This is a genomic window from Mycobacterium sp. E3298, from assembly GCF_001666895.1.
GTDB lineage: Bacteria > Actinomycetota > Actinomycetes > Mycobacteriales > Mycobacteriaceae > Mycobacterium.
Map to the genome: position 1 here is coordinate 1 of NZ_LZJB01000414.1, position 15,306 is coordinate 15,306.

General features: G+C 67.6%; 16 protein-coding genes. 7 read left to right on the forward strand and 9 right to left on the reverse strand.

The window, feature by feature from the left end:
• On the reverse strand, positions 1-331 hold a 331-nt coding region (locus A9X05_RS19640; protein WP_197499139.1), incomplete at its 3' end, for an asparaginase domain-containing protein.
• Between the two features lie 89 nt (positions 332-420).
• Here A9X05_RS19640 and lspA point away from each other — a divergent pair.
• On the forward strand, positions 421-999 hold the full coding sequence (gene lspA / locus A9X05_RS19645) for a signal peptidase II (protein ID WP_082950500.1): 579 nt from the start codon (positions 421-423) through the stop codon (positions 997-999).
• Complete coding sequence (locus A9X05_RS19650) at positions 996-1,922, forward strand: RluA family pseudouridine synthase (RefSeq protein ID WP_067783555.1); 927 nt, start codon at positions 996-998, stop codon at positions 1,920-1,922. Before lspA ends, A9X05_RS19650 begins: the two co-directional genes overlap by 4 nt.
• A gap of 76 nt (positions 1,923-1,998) precedes the next feature.
• Here A9X05_RS19650 and A9X05_RS19655 read toward each other — a convergent pair whose 3' ends face one another.
• The 3 genes from A9X05_RS19655 to A9X05_RS19665 all read right to left on the reverse strand — a co-directional run bounded on the left by A9X05_RS19655 (position 1,999) and on the right by A9X05_RS19665 (position 4,324).
• Complete coding sequence (locus A9X05_RS19655; protein WP_067761324.1) at positions 1,999-2,760, reverse strand: class I SAM-dependent methyltransferase; 762 nt, start codon at positions 2,758-2,760, stop codon at positions 1,999-2,001.
• 21 nt (positions 2,761-2,781) lie between these two features.
• Entirely contained in the window at positions 2,782-3,336 is a 555-nt protein-coding gene (locus A9X05_RS19660) for a VOC family protein (RefSeq protein ID WP_067783558.1), read from the reverse strand.
• Between the two features lie 121 nt (positions 3,337-3,457).
• Complete coding sequence (locus tag A9X05_RS19665) at positions 3,458-4,324, reverse strand: AraC family transcriptional regulator (protein ID WP_197499138.1); 867 nt, start codon at positions 4,322-4,324, stop codon at positions 3,458-3,460.
• A 296-nt stretch (positions 4,325-4,620) separates the two neighbouring features.
• On the opposite strand from A9X05_RS19665, the gene A9X05_RS19670 reads away from it, so the two are divergent.
• Entirely contained in the window at positions 4,621-5,691 is a 1,071-nt protein-coding gene (locus A9X05_RS19670; protein ID WP_082971020.1) for an NAD(P)-dependent alcohol dehydrogenase, read from the forward strand.
• Between the two features lie 23 nt (positions 5,692-5,714).
• On the opposite strand, the gene A9X05_RS19675 is transcribed toward A9X05_RS19670, so the two are convergent.
• Complete coding sequence (locus A9X05_RS19675; protein ID WP_067783561.1) at positions 5,715-6,338, reverse strand: MliC family protein; 624 nt, start codon at positions 6,336-6,338, stop codon at positions 5,715-5,717.
• A gap of 90 nt (positions 6,339-6,428) precedes the next feature.
• On the reverse strand, positions 6,429-6,839 hold the full coding sequence (locus A9X05_RS19680; protein ID WP_067761299.1) for a group 1 truncated hemoglobin: 411 nt from the start codon (positions 6,837-6,839) through the stop codon (positions 6,429-6,431).
• 285 nt (positions 6,840-7,124) lie between these two features.
• Here A9X05_RS19680 and A9X05_RS19685 point away from each other — a divergent pair, with 285 nt between their 5' ends.
• The 4 genes from A9X05_RS19685 to dnaE all read left to right on the forward strand — a co-directional run bounded on the left by A9X05_RS19685 (position 7,125) and on the right by dnaE (position 13,208).
• A complete protein-coding gene (locus A9X05_RS19685; protein ID WP_067761302.1) occupies positions 7,125-8,165 on the forward strand; it encodes an SDR family NAD(P)-dependent oxidoreductase in 1,041 nt (346 codons plus the stop codon).
• Between the two features lie 4 nt (positions 8,166-8,169).
• Entirely contained in the window at positions 8,170-8,973 is an 804-nt protein-coding gene (locus A9X05_RS19690) for an SDR family oxidoreductase (RefSeq protein ID WP_067761305.1), read from the forward strand.
• A 133-nt stretch (positions 8,974-9,106) separates the two neighbouring features.
• Positions 9,107-9,538 carry an SRPBCC family protein gene (locus tag A9X05_RS19695; RefSeq protein WP_067761308.1) on the forward strand — a complete coding sequence of 144 codons (432 nt, stop codon included), beginning with the start codon at positions 9,107-9,109 and terminating at the stop codon, positions 9,536-9,538.
• Between the two features lie 103 nt (positions 9,539-9,641).
• Positions 9,642-13,208: a DNA polymerase III subunit alpha gene (gene dnaE / locus A9X05_RS19700; RefSeq protein WP_067761309.1), complete on the forward strand. Its 3,567-nt coding sequence runs from the start codon at positions 9,642-9,644 to the stop codon at positions 13,206-13,208.
• Positions 13,209-13,295: 87 nt separating this feature from the next.
• Here the strand turns inward: dnaE and A9X05_RS19705 are convergent, their stop codons facing one another.
• The 3 genes from A9X05_RS19705 to A9X05_RS19715 are packed head-to-tail and all read right to left on the reverse strand — an operon-like array spanning position 13,296 to position 15,217.
• The gene (locus A9X05_RS19705) at positions 13,296-13,658 is read right to left on the reverse strand and encodes a thiocyanate hydrolase (RefSeq protein ID WP_067761313.1); all 363 of its coding nucleotides are present in this window, start codon (positions 13,656-13,658) and stop codon (positions 13,296-13,298) included.
• Positions 13,659-13,668: 10 nt separating this feature from the next.
• Positions 13,669-14,385 carry a thiocyanate hydrolase subunit gamma gene (gene scnC, locus A9X05_RS19710; protein ID WP_067761315.1) on the reverse strand — a complete coding sequence of 239 codons (717 nt, stop codon included), beginning with the start codon at positions 14,383-14,385 and terminating at the stop codon, positions 13,669-13,671.
• A gap of 25 nt (positions 14,386-14,410) precedes the next feature.
• Complete coding sequence (locus A9X05_RS19715; protein WP_067761318.1) at positions 14,411-15,217, reverse strand: SH3-like domain-containing protein; 807 nt, start codon at positions 15,215-15,217, stop codon at positions 14,411-14,413.
• Positions 15,218-15,306: the final 89 nt, after the last annotated feature.

The window sequence follows — 15,306 nt, forward strand, 5'->3', positions numbered from 1 at the left end:
CGTCGGCGCTGCGCATCGCGCCGGTCAGTACCACCGGAACGTCGCCCGCGTGGGTGAGCTCGAGCCACAGCGCGCTCTCCTCCATGGTGTCGGTGCCGTGGGTGACCACCACACCGTCGGCGCCGCCGTCGATCGCCGCGCGCACGGCGCGGCGGATCCGGTCCCAATCCGCGGGCACCAGCTGCGAGCTGTCCAGCGCCAGCACGTCGACGACGTCGACGTCTAGGCCGGCGGCCAGGTCGGCCGCGCCATAAGCGGGCCGGTGCACGCCGTCCGCGCCGGTGCCGGTCGATATCGTGCCTCCGGTGGCGATGACGGTGAGCCGGCCCATGGTGAAATCATCGCGCACGCCAACCGCGAACATCGGCCAGCCCGCGTCGGCATTGGGGGATCGCGTGGGCATTGGGGGATGATGTGAGAGTGCCCGAGGAACCATCGACTGAGCCAGTGACCTCAACCGAGCAGGCCGGCGACGGCGCGGCCGCCGAGCCGCAGCGGCCGCCGAGGCGGCTGCGCCTGCTGCTGTCGGTGGCGGCGATCGTCTTGGCCCTGGACATCGTCACCAAGGTGCTGGCCGTCAAGCTGCTGCCGCCCGGTCAGCCGGTGCCCATCATCGGCGACACGGTCACCTGGACGCTGGTCCGCAACTCCGGTGCCGCGTTCTCGATGGCGACCGGCTACACCTGGGTGCTGACACTGATCGCGACCGGCGTGGTGGCCGGCATCTTCTGGATGGGCCGGCGGCTGGTGTCGCCCTGGTGGGCGGTCGGGCTGGGGATGATCCTCGGCGGCGCCATGGGCAACCTGGTCGATCGCTTCTTCCGGGCGCCCGGGCCGCTGCGCGGCCACGTCGTGGACTTCCTGTCGGTCGGGTGGTGGCCGGTGTTCAACGTCGCCGACCCCTCGGTGGTGGGCGGCGCCATCCTCCTGGTGGTGCTGTCGGTCTTCGGCTACGACTTCGACACGGTCGGCAGGCGGAAGGCCGACCAGCGCCGATGACGCACCGTTCCATGCCCGTCCCCGAGGGGCTGGCGGGCATGCGCGTGGACGCGGGCCTCGCGCGGCTGCTGGGCCTGTCCCGCAGCGCCGCCGCGGCGCTGGCCGAAGACGGCGGGGTGGAACTCGACGGCGTGCAGGCGGGCAAGTCCGACCGGCTGACCGGCGGCGCGTGGCTTGAGGTCCGGTTGCCCGAAGCGCCGCCGCCGGTGGAGAACACGCCGGTCGAGATCGAGGGCATGACGATTCTGTATTCCGACGACGACATCGTCGCGGTCGACAAGCCCGCCGCGGTGGCCGCGCACGCGTCGGTGGGCTGGACCGGACCGACGGTGCTCGGCGGACTGGCCGCGGCCGGTTACCGGATCACCACGTCCGGCGTGCCCGAGCGGCAGGGCATCGTGCATCGCCTCGACGTCGGCACCTCCGGGGTGATGGTGGTGGCGCTCTCCGAGCGCGCCTACACCGTGCTGAAGCGCGCGTTCAAACAGCGCACTGTCGACAAGCGTTATCACGCGCTGGTGCAGGGCCATCCGGACCCGTCGAGCGGCACGATCGACGCTCCGATCGGGCGGCACCGCGGCGGCGAGTGGAAGTTCGCGGTCACGACGAACGGCCGGCACAGCCTCACCCACTACGACACCATCGAGGCCTTCGTCGCCGCCAGCCTGCTCGACGTGCACCTGGAAACCGGCCGCACGCACCAGATTCGGGTGCATTTCTCCGCGCTGCATCACCCGTGCTGCGGTGACCTGGTCTACGGGGCGGACCCTAAACTCGCGAAAAGGCTTGGGCTCCAACGGCAATGGCTGCACGCCCGGTCGCTGTCGTTCGCCCACCCGGCCGACGGCAGGCAGATGGAGATCGTCAGCCCCTACCCGGCCGATCTGCAGCACGCGCTGGACGTGCTGCGCGCCGAGGGCTGATCATTCTGATGGTCGCGACCCGTCCCCCAAGCTTCGCTGGGGGTGCCCCCAGCTCCCGGCTTCGCCGCGCTTGCGATCACTCGGCCGGCTTGCGCGCCTCGACGAGCAGCCGCGTGGAGTACGCGACGAACGGCCCGTCGGCCTCGATGCGCTCGTGCAGTTCGCGCAGCCGATCCCGGTAGGCGTCGACCGTGAAGTCCGGCACCGTCCAAATCACCTTGCGCAGGAAGTAGATAACGGCGCCGACGTCGAAGAACTCGGCCCGCATCCGCTCCATCCGGATGTCGACGACCTCCATCCCGGCGGCTTCGGCCTCGGCGCGCTGGACGTCGGGGTGTAGTTCGGCCCATTTTTCCGGTTGCGGCCCGATGAAGTACTCGACCAGTTCGGCCATCGTCGCGGGCCCGATCTGCTGGGCGAAGTAGGTGCCGCCCGGCCGCAGCACCCGCGCGATCTCGGCCCATCGCACCTCGATGGGATGGCGGCTGGTCACCAGGTCGAAGGCCGCGTCGGCGAACGGCAGCCCCGGCTCGTGGCCGGTCAACACCACCACCACGCCGCGGGGATGCAGGCGTCGGGTGGCCAGCGCCGCGTTGGGCGGCCACGATTCCGTCGCGGCCATCGCGGGCGGAAACCGCTCCGCGCCCGCGAGCACCTCGCCACCGCCGGTGTCGATGTCGCACGCGGCCGACACGCTCGCCAGCCGCCGGCTCATCTGACGCTGATACCCCCACGACGGGCGTTCCTCGGTGGCGCGCCCGTCCAGCCAGGAGAAGTCCCAGCCGTCGACGGGGGCGGCATCGGCCTCGGCCACGAGGTCGTCGAATGTGCGGACCATGTCGAGCATGCTAGGCAGCGCTCAGGGCTGGTGATTACCGGCCTTGCCGTTCACCTGCGCAAGGGTGCTCCAAATCTGAGATGTGCCGTGCGAATAGATTTCGACGATGTTGCCGAAGGGGTCTTCGCAGTAGCACACATAGAATCCGATGCCGGGCGCGAACTCCCACACCGCGCTGCGTTGTCTGCCGCCGCTCTCCGCGATGCGCCGCGCAAGGCCTTCGACGTCGGGGTCGATGACGCAGAAGTGGAACGTACCGGTCTTGTGCAAGTAGAACTGTGTGTTCTCGTCAGCTGCCCGCTGCTCGGGTTTGGGTTCGGAGAACTCAAACAACTCCAGGCCGACACCATTGCCCGCGTCCATCATGGCGATCCTGCCGGATACCACGTGGGGGCCCAGCATGTCCGCGACCAGCTCGCCGAAGTAACCCTCGCCCGCGGTGTACTCCTGCGGCTCGTGCAGGAGTTGGAAGCCGAGGACGCGTTGGTACCAGTCGATGGCCGCCTCCGCATCGGTGACGGTCACACCGACATGAGTGATCGTTCGTGGCTGCACTTTCGCGATCGGTTCGGCCATCGGTGTCCCCCTTGGTGACGAGTTGGCAATTGCGCTCTCACTGCATCACGAATTGAGCCCCGAATGGGCGCTGGTCCTCGAAGCCGTTACTGATCCGGTCGCTTTCTTGTATCGGCGGCCCTCAGCGGGCGGACTGGCGGCTGGCGTAACCGCGCGGCGTGGCGCCGAACCGGGTTCGGAACTCGCTGATGAAATGGGACACGTTGACGTAGCCGACCCGGTGGGCGATCTCGGTCACGGCCCATCTTCGATCCAGAACCAGTTCGCGCGCTCGGTTCAGCCGGACGTCTTTGACGTACTGATACGGCGACGATCCCGTCACCTCGCGGAACGCTCTGGTGAATGCGGATGAGCTCAGGCCCACCTCCGCGGCCAGGGTCGCGACCGTGATCGGCTCGGCCCAATGCTCATTGATGTAGGTCAGTGCCGCGCCGATTGGATTACCGGCCGCTTGCTGGGTGGCGAAGTGCAGCATCCGCGCAAACTGTTCGCGCTGCAGGACCCGATACACCAACTCGCGCAGATACAAGGGCGCCAGCACTCGCCGGTCGACCTCGGTCGAGAGCGACCGCACGAACCGCAGGACCGAGCTCATGACTTCGTCGTCGAGTGCGGAGACGACGCACGATTCGGTGAGCTCCGGTACCGACGCCGCCTCGGCGCCCCGCCCGCCCGGCATCTTCTCGGTGATCTCGCGAACGGTAGACGGATCCACCTCCAGCACCATGCATAGGCAGGGCTTGCGCGGCGATGCCTCGAGCACCTCGCTCTGGAAGTGCACATCGCCGTTGATCACCAGGTAGCTGAACTGGTCGTAGACGTGACGCCGGCCCATCTCGATGACGGCCTTGCGGCCCTGCGCGACGAGTCCGATCGACAGTCCCCGGATCTCCTGCCACTCGGGTTCGGTGGGCTCGGTGAATCGGTAGATGGTCAGACCGGGCCACAGCCCGACGTTCGCGCCGGGATGCGGTGCGCGCGCAGTCAATTCGGCGACGAGATCACCGGAAGTGAGGTGATGTTCGATGTTTTCGGCGGCGGTCAGGTCAACACCCCCCTTGGCGTCAGCACACCGCGGGGGCCGGAACCGCTCCGCAAAGAAAAAGGTAGCCGAATACGAGGGCCCTCGCTGGGTAAGTGTCACCGCGCGGGATCGAAACCGGCAAACATCGGGCAGGAATCTTGTACCGCGGCCGACGACCATCCGGTTGGCTATTGATCATCCTTCGGGCGGACCTATTCCCGGCGCAATCGCCGGTTACTTGCGGATATCGAGGAGACATCATGGCGATGCGGGCAGCACGCATGCACGGATACAACCAGCCGCTGGAGATCGACGAAGTGCCGGTTCCCGATGTCGGGCGAAGCCAGGTCCTGATCAAGGTCGCCGCGACGGGCATGTGCCGCAGCGACTATCAGCTGTTGGATGGCTACTTCCGCGACGGTCTCCCGGTGGACTTCCCGTTCATCCCGGGGCACGAAGTGGCGGGCACCATCACCGAGGTGGGCGCCGACGTGCCGGATTCCGCCGGCATCGGCGAGGGAGACCTTGTCGTGGTGGACCCGAACTGGGGGGACGGCACGTGCCGGCAGTGCCACGAAGGCAACCAGCAACTGTGCGCCGACGGGCAACTCGTCGGGTTCGGACCCAACGGGGGCTTCGCCGAGTACATGGTCGCCCCGTACGACCACGTGATCTCGGTCGCCGATCAACCGGATGCCGACCCCCGGTACCTGGCCCCGCTGACCGATGCGGGCCTCACTCCGTACCGCGGCATGAAGAAGTTGCGCGACGCGGGCAAACTCGGCGCCGGCCGTACGGTCGTCATCAACGGCATCGGCGGTCTGGGCAGCTACGCGGTGCAATACGCCCGGCTACTCGGTGGCGGCGCGACCGTGCTCGGATTCGCCCGGAGCGATGAAAAACTCAAGGTCGCAACCGAACACGGCGCGCATCACACCGTGAACGTCCGGGACAAATCCGTCGAGGACGTGCAGAACGAGCTCGAGGACCTGACCGGCCGACGCACCGTCGACGCGGTGCTGGACTGCGCCGGATCCACGGAGTCCCTGGGATTGGCGGCCGCGATTCTCGAGACGGAGGGTGCGCTATCGCAGGTGGGCCTCATGGGCCAGCGGGTGGAGCTCCCGTTGTTTCCGTTCGTCAGCGGAGAGAAGTCGTACTTCGGCTCGTTCTGGGGCAATTACAACGACCTTCGGGAGGTGCTCGCGCTTGCCAGCCAAGGCCTGATCAAGCACCACGTGGTCCCGGTCAAGCTCGACGACATCAACGACAACCTGGAAGCCCTGGGCCGGGGCGACATCGTCGGCCGGGCCGTGGTCGTCTTCGACTGACCGCTGGCCGGCGGCGCGCCGAATCACGGCGCGCGGCAGACGAATTTGGTGCCGTTGAGGTCGAGCTTGACCTCGCCCTGGTGCTCCCAGTATTCCGAGCCCTGCCGGCCGTACCTGGCGCCGCTGCCGGACGGCTCTTGGAACAGGATCTGCTGGTTGCCCTTCCAGTCGAGCACCGCCGCGGGCGGGTCGAACTCGTTGTAGAACTGCGCGGTCAACGGTCCGGTGTCCGCGGGGCACTGGTAGCTGACGACGGGCGGGCTCAAGGTGCCGGGGTCGGCGATGGCCAACTGGACCAGCCGCGTCTGATACGCCTCGGTCAGGCACGTGCGCATCTCGGGGTTTTGTGCACAGCCGTCCCGCCCGCTCGCCCAGTTGTTCTGCGCGCTGGCCAGCGCGGCTTGGTCCGCGCCGGGCCGGCCGAGCGCCTCCTGGTAGGCGGCCTGGACCCGATGGTCGAGATCGCTGAGGTGCGGATCGGCGCACACCTGCCGCTGGGCCGCGTTCGCCGGGGTGGCGCAGTCGAGCGGCGCCGCGGTCGGCGGGGCAGTGGTGGTCGCCGACGTGGTGGTGGCCGGCGCCGGGGTCGTCTTCGCGCCGCAGGCGCTCAGCACCAGGGCCGCAACGATGACGGCGAGCAGTCGCATACGTGCTGACTACCGCCTGCCGGGCGCACCGTCGGCGCGACACGCCGAAATGCGCGACCGCAACCGCCGCGGCGATCCCGGCGGGGACGGTCAGACCGTGGCCGTGTTGGCCTCGCCCGTCGCGATCTCGGGGGCCAGCGGCGCGATCGCGCCGATGATCGCGGTGACCGTTTCGGACGGCACCCCGGCCGCGGCCAGTGCGTCCGACAGGTGCCCGGCCACCAGGTTGAAGTGGTACATGGTGATCCCGCGCCCCTGGTGCACCTGCTTCATCGGCGCGCCGGTATAGGGCTCGGGGCCCCCGAGCGCGGCGGCGAAGAACTCGACTTGCTTGCCCTTGAGCCGGTTCATGTTGGTCCCGGTGAAAAAGCCCGCGAGTTGGTCGTCGGCGAGCACACGAACGTAGAAGTCCTCGACCACGACTTCGATCGCCTCGTGGCCGCCGATCCGGTCGTAGATGGTGCCCGGCTGTGGCTTGTGGAAGCGTGCCAGAATTTTCATAAGTCCGATTGGAACATTTCGGCGTTGCCCACCAGTTAGTTCGCAATCACGCTCGGATGTCCTTGCGTAACAACCGGATTGCTCACCCATGACGGCCCCGCCTGCCGCGGCGTGAGATGTGCGGCGCGCTTTACATGCCGGAAATCTGCATCGAGTGGGGGCGCTGATGTCCTAGGTTGGCTTTATGACTCGCGTCACAACATTCACACAGCCCCGCAAGGCGGTCGTGGTCAACGGGCAGGCCAGTTGCGGTCGGGGGGCCGACATCATCAGGAGCGAAAGCCAATGAATCTCGGCGACATCACCAACATGGTCGAAAAGCCGCTCGCGAATCTGGTGGAGAAGCCGATCGCGGCGGTGTCCCACATCGTCAACACCCCCAACTCCGCGGGCCGCTACCGGCCGTTCTATCTGAGGAATCTGCTCGACGCGGTGCAGGGACGCACGCTCGACGAGGCGGTCAGTGGCAAGACCGTCCTGATCACCGGGGGATCGTCGGGCATCGGGGAGGCCGCCGCGAAGCGGATCGCGGAAGCGGGCGGTGAGGTGGTGCTCGTCGCGCGCACCCGGGAGAACCTGGAGAAGGTCGCCGCTGAAATCGAAGGTAACGGCGGCAGCGCCCACGTCTACCCGTGCGACCTGACCGACATGGACGCGATCGCCGCGATGGCCGACCAGGTGCTCAGCGACCTGGGCAGCGTCGACATCCTGATCAACAACGCGGGGCGGTCCATCCGGCGCTCGCTGGAGCTGTCCTACGACCGGATCCACGACTATCAGCGGACCATGCAGCTGAACTATCTGGGCGCGGTCCAGCTCATCCTCAAGTTCATCCCGGGGATGCGGGAGCGCGGCTTCGGGCACATCATCAACGTCTCCTCGGTCGGGGTGCAGACCCGCGCGCCGCGCTTCGGCGCCTACATCGCCAGCAAGGCCGCGCTGGACAGCCTGTGCGACTCCCTGCAGGCCGAGACCGTCAACGACGGCGTGAAGTTCACCACCGTGCACATGGCCCTGGTGCGCACCCCGATGATCAGCCCGACCACCCTGTACGACAAGTTCCCGGCGCTGACGCCGGATCAGGCGGCCGGGGTGATCGCGGACGCGATTGTGCACCGGCCGCGCCGGGCCAGCTCGCCGTTCGGTCAATTCGCCGCCGTCGCCGACGCGGTGAACCCGGCGGTGATGGACCGGGTGCGCAACCGCGCGTTCGCCATGTTCGGCGACTCCCATGCCGCCAAGGGGGACGAATCATCAAGCGACTCACCGCAATTCGACAAACGCAGCGAGACGTTTGTGCGGGCGACTCGCGGGATACATTGGTGACATCATGAGCCTTCCGAAACCCGACATTCAGACCACTGTCGTCATCACCGGCGCCTCGTCCGGCATCGGCGCCGAACTGGCTCGCGGGCTGGCCCGCCGGGGCTTCCCGCTGCTGCTGGTGGCGCGGCGCCGCGAGCGTCTCGACGAACTCGCCAACGAGGTGGGCCAGGAATACTCGGTGGCGGTCGAGGTGCTGCCGCTGGACCTCGGCGATCCCAAGGGCCGCGCCAAGCTGGCCGATCGGCTGCGCGCCGAGCCCATCGCCGGGCTGTGCAACAGCGCCGGGTTCGGCACCAGCGGGGTCTTCCACGAGCTGCCGCTCGAGCGGGAAAGCGAGGAGGTCACCCTCAACTCGCTGGCGCTGATGGAGCTCACCCACGCGGCCCTGCCCGGCATGGTCGAGCGCGGGGCCGGGGCGGTGATGAACATCGCGTCGATCGCCGGCTTCCAGCCGGTGCCCTACATGGCGGTCTATTCGGCGACCAAGGCGTTCGTGCAGACGTTCTCCGAGGCGGTGCACGAGGAGTTGCACGGGACCGGGGTGTCGGTCACGTGCCTGTGCCCCGGGCCGGTGCCGACCGAATGGGCGGAGATCGCCAACGCCGAGCGGTTCAGCATCCCCATCGCGCAGGTCTCGCCCCGCGACGTCGCCGAGGCGGCGATCGGCGGGATGCTGTCCGGCCGGCGCACCGTGGTGCCCGGCGTCGTGCCCAAGGTCGTCAGCACCGGCGGCCGGTTCGCCCCGCGCAGCCTGCTGCTGCCCGGGATCCGGATCGGTAACCGCTTTCGCGGCGGACCAAACCGCTGAGCCTCGCCGAGCTGGGGCACCCCCGTGCTGGCGGGCTGGGGGCACCTCCCGCTTGCGGAGGACACGCCAGCGTGGCATTGAGCACCGAGTGTCACGCCAGCGTGGCGTTCACCGGGGAGCAAGGAGGAATCGCGTGGCCGCCGTTGACCTGACCGCCGACATGCCGATGAGCCCGCAGGAAATGTGGGATCACGTCTCCGACCTGTCGGACCTGGGCGACTGGCTGGTGATGCACGAAGGGTGGCGCAGTGATCTGCCCGAGGAACTCGGAGAGGGCGTCCAGGTGGTGGGCGTGGCCCGGGCCAAGGGTTTCCGCAACCGGGTGACATGGACGGTGACGACGTGGGATCCGCCCCATGAGGTGGCGCTCTCGGGTTCGGGCAAGGGTGGCGCCAAGTACGCCGTGACGCTCACCGTGCGGGCCGCCGACGAGGGATCGACGCTGGGCCTGCGCCTCGAGTTGGGCGGGCGGGCGTTGTTCGGCCCGGTCGGTTCGGCGGCCGCGCGGGCGGTCAAGGGCGACGTGCAGAAGTCTTTGAAGAACTTCGTCGAGCTGTACGGCTAGAGCGCCGGGTGTCTGCACGCGGCGGGTCGCCGCGAATCAATAGCAGACACACTTCGCGACACGCCCGAAACCCGTCGGTGCTCAGTCATAGACTGGCGTCCCTATGACAGGTTCGATTCCTCCTCACGCAAGCGTTCGTCGCGAGTCGTCGTTCGTGCACCTGCATAACCACACCGAGTACTCGATGCTGGACGGGGCCGCGAAGATCACGCCGATGCTGGCCGAGGTGGAGCGGCTGGGAATGCCCGCGGTCGGGATGACCGACCACGGAAACATGTTCGGCGCCAGCGAGTTCTACAACGCCGCGGCCAAGGCGGGGATCAAGCCGATCATCGGGGTCGAGGCCTACATCGCGCCTGGCTCGCGTTTCGACACCCGCCGGATCACGTGGGGTGACCCCGGGCAGAAGTCCGACGACGTGTCGGGCAGCGGGTCCTACACGCACCTGACGATGGTGGCCGAGAACGCCACCGGCCTGCGCAACCTGTTCAAGCTGTCCTCGCTGGCCTCCTTCGAGGGCCAGCTCGGCAAGTGGTCGCGGATGGACGCCGAGCTCATCGCCGAACACGCCGAGGGAATCATCGCCACCACCGGGTGCCCGTCGGGCGAGGTGCAGACCCGCCTTCGGCTCGGGCATGACCGCGAGGCGCTGGAGTCGGCCGCCAAGTGGCGGGAGATCTTTGGCGCCGACAACTATTTCCTCGAGCTGATGGACCACGGCCTGTCCATCGAGCAGCGGGTCCGCGACGGCCTGCTCGAGATCGGCCGCAAGCTCGGCATCCCGCCGTTGGCCACCAACGACTGCCACTACGTCACCCGCGACCACTCGCACAACCACGAGGCGCTGCTGTGCGTGCAGACCGGCAAGACGCTGTCGGACCCCAACCGGTTCAAGTTCGACGGCGACGGCTATTACCTGAAGTCGGCCACCGAGATGCGCCAGATATGGGACGCGACGGTGCCGGGCGCGTGCGACTCGACGCTGCTGATCGCCGAGCGCGTGCAGCCCTACGACGACGTGTGGGCGCCGCGCGACCGGATGCCCATCTTCCCGGTGCCCGAGGGACACGACCAGGCGTCCTGGCTGCACCACGAGGTGATGGCCGGGCTGCGGCGGCGTTTCCCGTCCGGTGTCGGCCAGGACTACATCGACCGGGCCGAATACGAGATCAAGGTCATCTGCGACAAGGGCTTTCCGTCGTACTTCCTCATCGTCGCCGACCTGATCAACTACGCCCGCTCGGTCGACATCCGGGTGGGGCCGGGCCGCGGTTCGGCGGCCGGTTCGCTGGTGGCCTACGCGCTGGGCATCACCAACATCGACCCGATCCCGCACGGCCTGCTGTTCGAGCGGTTCCTCAACCCCGAGCGGCCGTCGGCGCCCGACATCGACATCGACTTCGACGACCGCCGGCGCGGTGAGATGGTGCGCTACGCCGCCGACAAGTGGGGCCAGGACCGGGTGGCCCAGGTCATCACCTTCGGCACCATCAAGACCAAAGCGGCGCTGAAGGATTCGGCTCGAATCCACTACGGCCAACCCGGCTTCGCCATCGCCGACCGGATCACCAAGGCGTTGCCGCCGCCGATCATGGCCAAGGACATCCCGCTGTCGGGCATCACCGATCCGAACCACGAGCGGTACAAGGAGGCCGCCGAGGTGCGCGGCCTGATCGAAACCGATCCCGACGTGCGCACCATCTACCAGACCGCGCGCGGCCTGGAGGGGCTGATCCGCAACGCCGGCGTGCACGCGTGCGCGGTGATCATGAGCAGCGAGCCGCTCACCGAGGCCATTCCGTTGTGGAAGCGGCCGCAGGACGGCGCCATCATCACCGGCTGGGACTACCCGTCGTGCGAGGCCATCGGCCTGCTGAAGATGGACTTCCTGGGCCTGCGCAACCTGACGATCATCGGCGACGCGCTGGAGAACATCAAGGCCAACAGGGGAATCGACCTCGACCTGGAATCGGTGCCGCTCGACGACAAGCCGACCTACGAGCTGCTGGGCCGCGGCGACACCCTGGGGGTGTTCCAGCTCGATGGCGGCCCGATGCGCGACCTGCTGCGGCGCATGCAACCCACCGAGTTCAACGACATCGTCGCGGTGCTGGCGCTGTACCGCCCGGGCCCGATGGGCATGAACGCCCACAACGACTACGCCGACCGCAAGAACAACCGCCAGGCGATCAAACCGATCCACCCGGAGCTCGAGGAGCCGCTGCGCGAGATCCTCTCGGAGACATACGGTCTGATCGTCTACCAAGAGCAGATCATGTTCATCGCCCAGAAGGTCGCCTCCTACACGATGGGCAAGGCCGACGCGCTGCGCAAAGCAATGGGCAAGAAGAAGCTCGAGGTGCTCGAGGCCGAGTACAAGGGTTTCTACGATGGCATGACCGCCAACGGGTTCTCCGAAAAAGCGGTGAAGGCGTTGTGGGACACCATCCTTCCCTTCGCCGGCTACGCGTTCAACAAGTCGCACGCGGCCGGCTACGGCCTGGTGTCCTACTGGACGGCCTACCTGAAGGCCAACTATCCGGCCGAATACATGGCCGGGCTGTTGACCTCGGTGGGCGACGACAAGGACAAGGCCGCGGTGTACCTGGCCGACTGCCGCAAACTCGGGATCACCGTCTTGCCGCCGGACGTCAACGAGTCCCTGGTGAACTTCGCGTCGGTCGGCCAGGACATCAGGTTCGGGCTGGGTGCGGTGCGCAACGTCGGCGCCAACGTGGTCGGTTCGCTGATCAAGACCCGCAACGAGAAGGGGAAGTTCACCGACTTCTCGGACTACCTGAACAAGATCGATGTCTCGGCCTGCAACAAGAAGGTGACGGAGTCGTTGATCAAGGCCGGCGCGTTCGACTCGCTGAGCCATGCCCGCAAGGGCCTCTTCCTGGTGCACACCGATGCCGTCGATTCGGTGCTAGGCACCAAAAAGGCCGAGGCGATGGGACAATTCGACCTGTTCGGCGGCGATGACGGGTGCACCGAGTCGGTGTTCACCATCAAGGTGCCCGAGGACGAATGGGAAGACAAACACAAGCTGGCGCTGGAGCGCGAGATGCTGGGCCTGTACGTGTCGGGTCATCCCCTCAATGGCGTGGCGCACCTGCTGGCCGCCCAGGTGGACACCCAGATCCCGGCCATCCTGGACGGCGACGTCCCCAACGAGACGCAGGTGCGGGTGGGCGGCATCCTGGCGTCGGTCAACCGGCGGGTCAACAAGAACGGAATGCCCTGGGCGTCGGCGCAATTGGAAGACCTCACCGGTGGCATCGAGGTGATGTTCTTCCCGCACGCGTATTCCGCCTATGGCGCCGACATCGCCGACGACGCGGTGGTGCTGATCAACGCCAAGGTGGCCATCCGCGACGACCGCATCAGCCTGATCGCCAACGAGCTTGTGGTGCCGGACTTCTCCAATGCCCAGCCGAACCGGCCGATCGCGGTCAGCCTGCCGACCCGGCAGTGCACCATCGACAAGGTCAGCGCCCTCAAGCAGGTGCTGGCGCGCCACCCCGGGACCGCCCAGGTGCACCTGCGGCTCATCAGCGGGGACCGGATCACCACCCTGGAGCTGGACCCGTCGCTGCGGGTGACGCCCTCGCCGGCGCTGATGGGAGACCTCAAGGAACTGCTCGGCCCGGGATGCCTGGGCGGCTAGCCTGGCGCCGCCGAGTGCGAATGTGGTTTCACACTCGCGGCCGAACGTGAAAGTAACCGCACACTCGCGGGCTCGCCGTCCCTTTCGTCAGGCGTCGCCGGCCTGCAGCCGCGCACGGACCGCTTCCATGCGTTGAGCCAGCGCCGCCTCGTCGATGACATTGCGGGCAACCAGGGAGTGCGCCAGCGCGACCAGCTGGCTCTCCGGATACGGCAGGGCCACGTACACCTCCTCGCCGAGGCGATCCTCGTCGGTCCGGCGCATCAAGAGCTCCAGCGCCGTGCCCTGCCGGTCGAGCGCCTCGCACATCCCGTCGAGGCTGGACTTCCAGGGCGGCACCGGGTTGCTCACGCCATATTTCTCCGCCATCCGTGCCCACACCTGATCGCGTTCGGCGACCTGCTCCAGCGTCGGCACCCGGACGGCGGTGACGTCGATCTCCGCAGACATCGGCGGGCCCTCAGTAGTTCTCGGCGGGGCGGACGGCCGGATGCACGGGGCGGTCGATATTCGAGGTCACGCCGGGCCTGGGCAGGGCGACGCCGATCATGCAGTCGCGCGTCACGATTTCGGCGAGTTGCTCCTCGCTCCACCCATCGGTGCCTGCCGGCCGGAGCGGCAGGACGAGGAACCGGTGTTTGGAGTTCGAGTCTTCGACCCGGATCTCGACGTCCTCCGGCAGGTACAGGCCGAACTCGGCCAGGACTTGGCGGGGCCATCGCACGATGCGGCGCCGGTAGTTAGGCGTCCGGTACCACTCGGGTGAGTTCCCCAGCAGCGGGCGTGGGTAGCAGGAGCACAGCGTGCACACGATCACGTGGTGCAGCGTCTCGGTGTCCTCGAGTATGTGCAGTGCGGTGAAGTCGCTGGGTGTGCCGAAGCCGGTCGGATGGAGCCAGTCGATGCCGACCTCGCGGCTGGCGGCGACGCCGTCTTGCAGGGCCAGCCGTTTGAAGTCGGGGTCCACCCACGCCTTCGCGACGAGCCGGGCGCCCGGCGCAGGGCCCATCTGCTCGACGAACTCGGTGTAGCGCCGATGATCCTCGGCGGTGAACAAGCCCTTCTCGATTGCCAGCTCGCGCAGGGCGATTTCCAGCACTTCGAAGTCGGTGACCTCTTCGACCATCGGTGCCGCGTGGCGCTCGGGTTCGTGGGCCGCGTCGGTGTGCTCTGTCATCTCGCCATCCTGGTTGGTGAATCGGCTAAGAAGCCGGCTGCAGCCACCGCTCGGATATCTCCGCTTGCAGCGTGTCGTTCGGCGGGCCCGCATAGGGGTCCCAGAGGTCGGCCATCTTGAAGCGAACGATGTAGAACCACTCCGGCCGCTGATCTTCGCGGTCGAACGCCTCGTCCTCGGGGGCCGGGCTCTCGTACGACACCCGGACGACCGTGCCCGGCTTGCCCCGCAGGTATTCCTGGGTGCGGGTGTAGAAGATGGTGGGCAGATCCCGCACCACCACCGGGTCGCCGACCGCGAACCGTGCGTCACCGGCGAGGCCGTCGAAGCACTGCGGATCGCCCTTGCCGACGGCCTCGACGTGATGGCGGTTCCTGGGCACCGCGGCCGCGTCGCCGACAGTGTGAGGCGCCGGCTCCAGCGGCGTCGCACCGGCCGCCGCGCGCCCACGTACTTCGGCCGCTCGTTCGATCAACTCACCGAGGGTGATGTGGCGTTTGTCGATGAGGCACCGGGCAATCGCCAAAACCCAACGGCCGTAGTAGGGGAAACCCTGATAAAGCATCCTCCCGACATCGACGTTGCCGAGCCGTCTGCGCTCCTCCGATGTCCAGATGCCCCGCCAGCCGAGCACCTCACACGTGACAAACGTGTTGAGCTCCCACTGCTCTTCCTCCTTCTCCTCGAAGACCGCCGGAGCGTCCGGCTCGCCGCCGACGTCGTGGGGCGTCTTCATGAAGGCGCGGAAGCGATCGTGAGTTATCTCGTCCGGGTAGGCCCAGTCCTGCAACCGGTGAAGGGCGACGCGCAGTTGGCTGACCAAGTCGCCCATAACAGAATTCGCCACGATCGCTACCTCAAAGTAGAAGCGAGAGTGCATAACCCGAAGACCACCGTAACATCGCGGGGGTCATCCGAGTG